The organism is Vibrio sp. 10N.222.48.A3 (assembly GCF_041475345.1).
GTDB classification, from domain to species: domain Bacteria; phylum Pseudomonadota; class Gammaproteobacteria; order Enterobacterales; family Vibrionaceae; genus Vibrio; species Vibrio tasmaniensis_A.
Map to the genome: position 1 here is coordinate 1 of NZ_JBFRVX010000056.1, position 7,512 is coordinate 7,512.

At 46.2% G+C, this 7,512-nt stretch carries 5 protein-coding genes; 3 read left to right on the plus strand and 2 right to left on the minus strand.

Features of this window, described 5'->3' with window-relative positions; genetic code table 11:
• The first annotated feature begins 182 nt into the window (after window positions 1–182).
• A complete protein-coding gene (locus AB4653_RS02185; protein ID WP_102257821.1) occupies window positions 183–2,159 on the plus strand; it encodes an alkyl sulfatase dimerization domain-containing protein in 1,977 nt (658 codons plus the stop codon).
• 168 nt (window positions 2,160–2,327) lie between these two features.
• Entirely contained in the window at window positions 2,328–2,816 is a 489-nt protein-coding gene (locus AB4653_RS02190) for a hypothetical protein (RefSeq protein ID WP_102257820.1), read from the plus strand.
• A 91-nt stretch (window positions 2,817–2,907) separates the two neighbouring features.
• Here AB4653_RS02190 and AB4653_RS02195 read toward each other — a convergent pair whose 3' ends face one another.
• Both AB4653_RS02195 and AB4653_RS02200 read right to left on the minus strand, forming a co-directional pair.
• On the minus strand, window positions 2,908–6,006 hold the full coding sequence (locus tag AB4653_RS02195; RefSeq protein WP_102257819.1) for an efflux RND transporter permease subunit: 3,099 nt from the start codon (window positions 6,004–6,006) through the stop codon (window positions 2,908–2,910).
• Between the two features lie 8 nt (window positions 6,007–6,014).
• Window positions 6,015–7,130, minus strand: coding sequence for an efflux RND transporter periplasmic adaptor subunit (locus tag AB4653_RS02200; protein WP_102257818.1), 1,116 nt, complete (start codon window positions 7,128–7,130; stop codon window positions 6,015–6,017).
• 236 nt (window positions 7,131–7,366) lie between these two features.
• Here AB4653_RS02200 and AB4653_RS02205 point away from each other — a divergent pair.
• The coding region (locus AB4653_RS02205) for a TetR/AcrR family transcriptional regulator (RefSeq protein WP_372103209.1) at window positions 7,367–7,512 on the plus strand (146 nt) is incomplete at its 3' end.

Genomic DNA, 7,512 nt, shown 5'->3' on the forward strand with positions numbered 1-7,512 from the left:
ATCACAAACCAATCTTCCTAATTTAACCTTCGATATAAATCGAAAAATCAATATAAATAACAACCCAATCATCGTAAAAGCGATATATCGAAATACTATTAGCGTGTAGATAGCGACCTCTATCCTCTCTATTATTTGAGTCAAGAAATCCAATTCCTGTATCCAAATATAAGGTCACTATCATGACTAATACATTCAAAAAAATGGCTCTTCCTGTTGCTATCGCAAGCGCTCTATTTGCTTCTGGTTTTGCATCAGCAACACCCACTGTTGAAGCAGTATCAAAAGTAGGCCAAGAACTTCAAACGGCAAACGCAGCTCAATACCAAAACATCGATCTTGATGCACGCTACAAAAGCGAGGTTCTATTCGAACACAAGTCAAACATGTTCTGGGGTAAAGGCGAACGTATCCAGGTTGTTTCTAAAACGGGCGATTCTCTAGCTTACACTGCAGAATCTGACCACGTTCATCCAATCCTAACCAAGCATGGTCGTAAAATGGACCAAGCTATCATCCAAGTAGATGACAATATTTACCTTGGTTACGGCTTCGGTCTAGACACACCAGTCATGATTGAAGGTACTGACGGCATCATCATTGTTGATCCAGGCGAGTCAGTAGAAATGGCTCAATCGGTTAAAGAGCAGTTCCGTCAAATCACAGACAAACCGGTTAAAGCAATCATCTACTCTCACAACCACATCGACCACATCTCTGGCGTGCGTGCATGGGTTACTGACGAAGAAGTAGCATCAGGTGAAGTAAAAATCATCGCTGAAGAAGGCCTAACAGCTGCAGTGGCTAACTGGTCTTCAAACCTAGGTACTCTATTTGGTCACCGCACTTCTTACACAGGTGCTAAGCACGTAGAAGAAGGTGAGCACGGTACAGTAAATGACGGCCTTGGCCCACGCTTCATGCAAGGTGCTATTTCGTTCATCGAACCAAACCTGCTTGTACCAAGCCAAAGCCACATCGAAATCGAAATCGCTGGCGTGAAAATGCACATTGAGAACGTGCCATCTGAAACGAAAGATGAGTTAGTGGTTTACTTCCCAGATCAGAAAATCCTGCACGCTGCGGAAGTACTTCAAGGAGAGAACTTCCCTAATCTTCACACTATTCGTGGTACTAAATTCCGTGACCCATCAATGTGGTTCAAGGGCATCGACGTAATGCGTAAGTTCGACACTGAGATCATGATTAACTCTCACGGTCGTCCAGTTGAAGGTAAAGAAGCGGTAGCTGACGTACTAACGGCTTACCGTGATGCGATTCAATACACGCATGACCAAACTATCCGTTACATGAACAAAGGTATGACGCCGGACGAGCTAGTTGAAGTCGTTAAACTTCCTAAGCACCTTGCTGAGCACCCTTGGTTAGGAGAGCACTACGGTACCGTTGCACATGCTGTTCGTCAGATCTACGTTGGTTACAACGGTTTCTTCGAAGCAGATCCATGGCAATTAGAGCCAATGGCTTACGAGCAACGTGCTAAAGCGTTCGTAGAGATCATGGGCGGCCGTGAGAACATCCTTACGACTGCACAAGCAGCAATTAAGGCTGAAAACTACACATTTGCAGCAGAAATTCTTTCTTACCCAATCACGGTAAACAAGCAAGATATGGAAGCTCGCGAGATGAAAGCACAAGCTTACAAAGCATGGGCTGCAGACCAAGTGAACATCAACTGGCGTAACTGGGCGCTTAACGCGGCGGCTGAACTAGAGAACAAACGTGACTTCTCAAACATGATCAGCTTCGCTTCTGTTGACGTGCTTACTGCGCTACCAAGTAAGCAGATCTTCGACATGATGACTTCAACGCTTATCGCAGAAAACTCGTTAGACGTGAACATGATGCTAACGTACAACTTCTCTGATACGAACGAAGCATTCACTATCGAAATCCGTAACGGTATTGCTCAGTTACACGAAGAAGCAGTAAAAGGCGCAGACGTTCAAATCGACACCACTCGTGCAGTACTGAACCAAATCTTGATTGCGGGTCCAAACGCTCAACAAGTGATTGGTAGCAACCTACAGTCTGGTGCATTCAAGTTCTCGAACGGCGACATCAAAGGCTTCGGTCAATTCATGAGCTACTTCGATAAGCCAATGACTCCAGAAGAGATCATGCTAATCGTTCGTTAATTAGATATACACCAAGCAAAGGCATGCTAAGGATGGCGAGCCGATAACTTAGGGACCTATTGTGGTCCCTTTATCGTTTATTTATTGGTACAGTTCGCAACCTTCATTCAACAATCTCGATCTATTGTTGAAGTAAGAAAACTGCCCTAGTTCGTTTAAGGTTCACACATGCTAAAACGATTTGCTCTCATTCTTTCACTCACATCTTCCCTAACTTTCGCTTGTGGTCTTCACCAAGATACAGGATTTAGTTTAGTGACAGAGCCCGGTTCACTAGAAGTCTTTGGCAACGTCATCACAGCCAGACAAGACAATGAATTCAACAACCTCAATAAACCGGATCACTTTCGACTCTTTGCCATCAAGGCTGCGCTTGCGAAACCCCACCCAAGCAAAATTGAGTTCAACTTATTCGAAGCAATTAAAGGTCATTACAGCCAAGTTAAACTTGAGAAAGGTGTCGATGTGTCAGGTCGAGATACTTTGCCTACAGAGGAAGATCTATTACTGATTACGGAACTCGATGTGTTCGATGCGCTAGCTACTGGCACCATATCTTGGGATCACGCGACACTAAACGGTTTGGTGATCATCAATGGCCCACAAGATAAACGAGAGCAACTTGAAGATTGGCTTAGTGATATTTTTGAAGGGTAGTTGGAATGAATTTAGTGAGAGAACAACACCATAATCGAACCAGATACGGCTCGATTATGGGTAATTGAAGAGCAGTTAAATTGAAAAACAGTTACGCAGCTTGAGTCACTATGTTTTTACGCTGATTTTTAGTCATCAAATGATAAACCACAGGCACAAAGTAGAACGAAATAAGCGTGGTTAATACTGTACCGCCGACAATCGCGACTGCAAATGGAGGCCAGAAACCACCACCAGCAATAATCAACGGCATAAAGCCACCAACGGTTGTAATTGTGGTTGAACTGATATGGCGAGTACACGACATCACTGCCTCAACGACCGCATCCACATTGCCTGATGAGGCTTGCTTATCGAGTTTCAATTCCGTCAGAATCACGATGGCAGCGTTAATCGCTAAGCCCGCAATCCCGAGCATGGCGATGATTACCGTAAAGCCGAACGGATAACCGAAGATCCACACCGACAACAGCCCTAGGCCACCAGCCAATCCTGCTACCATGAAGATGATGCTACTCATTCGGAAAGAGTTGAACGACATCACCACCACCAACACCATCAATACCACCACAACGGCGACATTCGAGATAAGGCTGTTGACTGAATTATCTCGTTCAGCGGATTCGCCACCAAAACCAATCGTGTAACCCGATGGCATCTGATAGCTTGCTAGGCGTTTTTGGAATTCATTAAGCACGGTTTGAGGCAAGACTCCTGCTTCAATGTAGCCCTCAATGGTATTCACACGTTGCCCATTTCGGCGGGTTATCGCGCCGCGACTGGTCGTCAATTCAAGTTCGGCCAGTGTCGATACGTTAATACCTGTCGAGTAGACATCTGAACTGATTGGCAAACGAATATTGCTTAAGTGAGCCAAGTTTTCACGCGCCTCATCTGCCACACGAACACGGATTGGTACCGACTCACTGCCTTCAATCACAGAGCCACTTTCACGACCTGTCAGCGTAGTTTGCAGCATACCTGCGAACTGGTTCAATGAAATACCATTCAGCTTTGCGGTGTCTTCATCAACCTTCAACCACACCTTCGGCGTACCTGGTTGCAGCGTTTCCCTTGTGTGCGTCACATGAGGAACACCCGCCAAAATCAATCGCACATCCTCACCAATCGCTTTCAACGTATCGAGGTTTTCACCATACACTCGCAGTTCAACGGGCGCGGTAAATGGAGGCCCTTGGTTAAGCTTACGTACCAAGATTTGTGCTTCCGGCACCTCTTCATCCAACACCTTTTGCAACTGTGGAATTAGCGCATTGGCTTGGTCAAAGTTCTCTGTTTTCACCATGGCTTGCGAGAAGTACGGCGCGTTATTTTGCCTTGCTTGCAGGTTGTAATAGAAGGATGGGAAGTTTGCGCCCACGAGCCAATCGATACGCTCCACTTCAGGATAACGATGAATGATATCGTCGATTTTTTCAGAGGTGTTTTTAGTGGCATAAATGCTCGCTTGAGGTGGCATATAAACCTGAATCTCAAACATGTCTCGGTCTGATGGCGGGAAGAATTGCTCAGTCAGCTGAGACATACTCCAGTAACCGGTAAACGGAACCAACAACACCAAAGCAATCGTGATGATTGGATGCGTGACACCAAAGCGGACAGAAGATGAGAACCAGCGCGTCAAAGCCGGGATTCTCAAACCCGTCATGTACCAATGGTGCTGCCCTTTCTTGTCGACATCACTGAGTTGTTTCGGCAATAGCTTGGTCGCTAAGCCTGCGATTAAGGTGTGCGAGATGATGTAAGAGCCGACCAATGAGAAAGAAACGGTAATCGCAATACCACCGACAAATTCACCCGATGCACCCGGCATCAAGATAATCGGGGCAAACGCCAACACGGTAGTTAAGGTTGAGCCTAATAACGGCACCCATAAATGCTTCAACGCATTCATGGTCGCTTCTGCTCGTTGTTGCCCTTTCAAACGATACGCCTGAATGGTATCGACCATCACCACCGCGTTATCAACCATGATCCCGAGCGCCACAATTAGGCCTGTCACCGACATTTGGTTAATCGGCACACCGGTCATTTTCATGATCGACAAGGTCAATAATGAGGTTAACGGCAGAGAAATGGCGACTAAGATCGCGGCACGCACGCCTAAAGTGACAAACAGAACAATCAAGATCAGACCAAAACCGATCATCAAGCTTTTGCCTAAATCGTCTAAGCGAGTCTCGGTATAACCTTGCTGATTAAACAGCACCGTCACCTTAACGTTACTTGGTAACTCTTGCTCAAATTTACCAATCAGAGCATTAGCTCGCGACGTCCAGTTGTCGACTCGCAGATCAGGATGCATTCTTGCCGCGACAATCACACCCGGCTCACCATCAATAATGGCAATCTGGTCTTGTGGGGTTTTCTCACCACGTTTCACAGAAGCAATGTCTTCCATACGGATGATGTGACCTTTGCTATCAGTGGCTATTGGCACTTGCTTAATCCGTTCAATAGAATCGAGTTCAGATTTAATTTCTAAGCCAAAGCGAGAATAAGCACTCACTAACTCGCCGGCGGAGTTCTTGGCGTCTGCCCCTTCGAGCGACTCAGCAATATTGGCACTTGAACGCCCCAACGCGGCGGCATCGGCCGTACGTAAACTGATTTGAATCTCTTCTTGTGGCATCCCGTATTCATCAACGAATTCAGTACCCGACAAAGTTCTTAGTCGCTTAGCGAGTTCTTTGGCATAGCGCCCGAGTGTTAATCGGTCAGGTTCACCTGCACCAGACCAGGTTAGAGATGCGATAGTTGTGAAAGCATAGGTATGATCACTGTCGAGATCGGGAGAATGAGAGCCCGCAGGCAAAATGGATTCGATGTCAGATAGCTTGTCGCGAGCTTGAGACCAAACTGGCTCAGGCTCAGTGATGGTGTCATTCAATTCTAAGGTGACAATAGACACGCCCGGCCTTGAGGTTGAGCTCACGAGTTTAACTTCACTCAGCTCACGCAGCTTGTTCTCGATAACTTCTGTTACCAAGGTTTCAACACGCTCGGCACTGGCTCCGGGGAAACTGGTTGTGATGTTCGCGTAACGGTTGATGATGACTGGGTCTTCTGCACGTGGCAACGTCATGAACGCAGAAATACCACTCACCATCAGCAGTGCGGTCATTAAGATAAGCAGTCGAGTGTTGGAAATAGTCTCTATGATTTTCATGCTATTTCCTATTCAGCAGTAACGCTTGCTGGCTTCACGGTTTGTCCAGGAACTAAACGATGTAAGCCACTGGCAATCACTTGTTCACCGTCTTCAATCGCCCCACTCACGTACGCTTGTTGATTGTTGGCAAACAACACCTGAACACTTCGGCGCTCAACTTTGTTGTCTTCACCAATCACAAAGATGTTCCACACACCGCGCAATCCATCAATCAAACCCGTTAATGGCACCCAGTAGCCTTGGTCATCAATCTGCTCATCAAATTTCAAATAGGCAAGTTGCCCTTCTAACACCGACGATTGTTCAGGAAACAAGTAACGCAAACCGACACTGCGAGACTGTGTGTCGACCATTGCGCCCGGATTCAACAGTCTCACAGCGAATTCATCTCGCCCGACGCGAATACTTGGGGCGGAAAGTGAAGTAACCTTTTTCATTTGATGGGCAGGAATACCGATAAAGGCTTCTTTCCCTTCAGAGGCAAGCAGTGTAAGAGTTGGATTCCCTACATTCACTACATCTCCAAGCGAGACAAAGCGTGTTGCGATGGTCCCTGAATATGGCGCACGAACTGTCGATTTCACCAGCTTCAATTGATTGCCTTTTACCGAGGCATCAATACGCAGTAAGTTCGACTGTAACACGCGTTGCTCACTGGTTAACGAATCAATCTCAGCTTCGGCACTGAAGCCTTTCGCTTTCAATGAACGTTGACGTTTAAGGTTCGCAGCCACCAAACTCAATTGAGCTTTGACTTCTTCAGCCTGCGCTTTCAGTTGGCTAGACTCGGTTTCCAAAAGTTGGGTATCCAGTATGATCAACGGCTGACCCGTTGTGACTGTGTCACCGACATCCACCAGAATCTCGTTTACTTTGCCCGCCAGTTCGAAACCTAAATTAGCCTGCTGACCCGCCTTAACCACACCGACATATTCACGCTGAACTGCATAAGAGGAAGACCGCGCCAAGGCCATCGTTTCCACCGTTAAAATGGTTTGGACGCTCGATGCCGTTTCAGCGGTTGAATCAACCGACTCTTGGGCTTGTTCCTTTTCGCCACATCCAACAAGAAAAGCCGACAACGCCACTGCCACTGCGCTTCCCTTCATCAATTTATACATACGTACTGTTCCTATGCGGTACTCAATTATGTTCTTTTTTTAGACTAACCAAATCAAACTAGACTGTCTAGTTTGATTGTGTTAAAAATAAGTTTCATCGTTAATGATTGATAAAACCATCACAAAAAGCATAATGCTTAGCGTAAAACGAGACACATAGAACTGAGCACCAACAGGCACCAAGCAAAGAGACAAACTAGGTAACGAGACAACACTAAGTAACGAGAAGCAAGCACGTGACTAAAATCATCAAGAGTGAACAGAAAAGATCGCAGATCTTAACCGCAGCCAGCCAACTTTTCTCTGAACATGGCTTCAAGATCAATATGGATCAGATAGCCAAAGCAGCGAACGTTTCTAAGCAAACGGTCTACTCTCACTT

What these genes read in the sequence shown, in the direction of transcription:
- AB4653_RS02190 (WP_102257820.1), top strand. Translation starts at nt 2,328, where the DNA reads ATGCTAAAACGATTTGCTCTCATTCTTTCACTCACATCTTCCCTAACT.
- AB4653_RS02200 (WP_102257818.1), bottom strand. Translation starts at nt 7,130, where the DNA reads ATGTATAAATTGATGAAGGGAAGCGCAGTGGCAGTGGCGTTGTCGGCT.
- AB4653_RS02195 (WP_102257819.1), bottom strand. Translation starts at nt 6,006, where the DNA reads ATGAAAATCATAGAGACTATTTCCAACACTCGACTGCTTATCTTAATG.
- AB4653_RS02185 (WP_102257821.1), top strand. Translation starts at nt 183, where the DNA reads ATGACTAATACATTCAAAAAAATGGCTCTTCCTGTTGCTATCGCAAGC.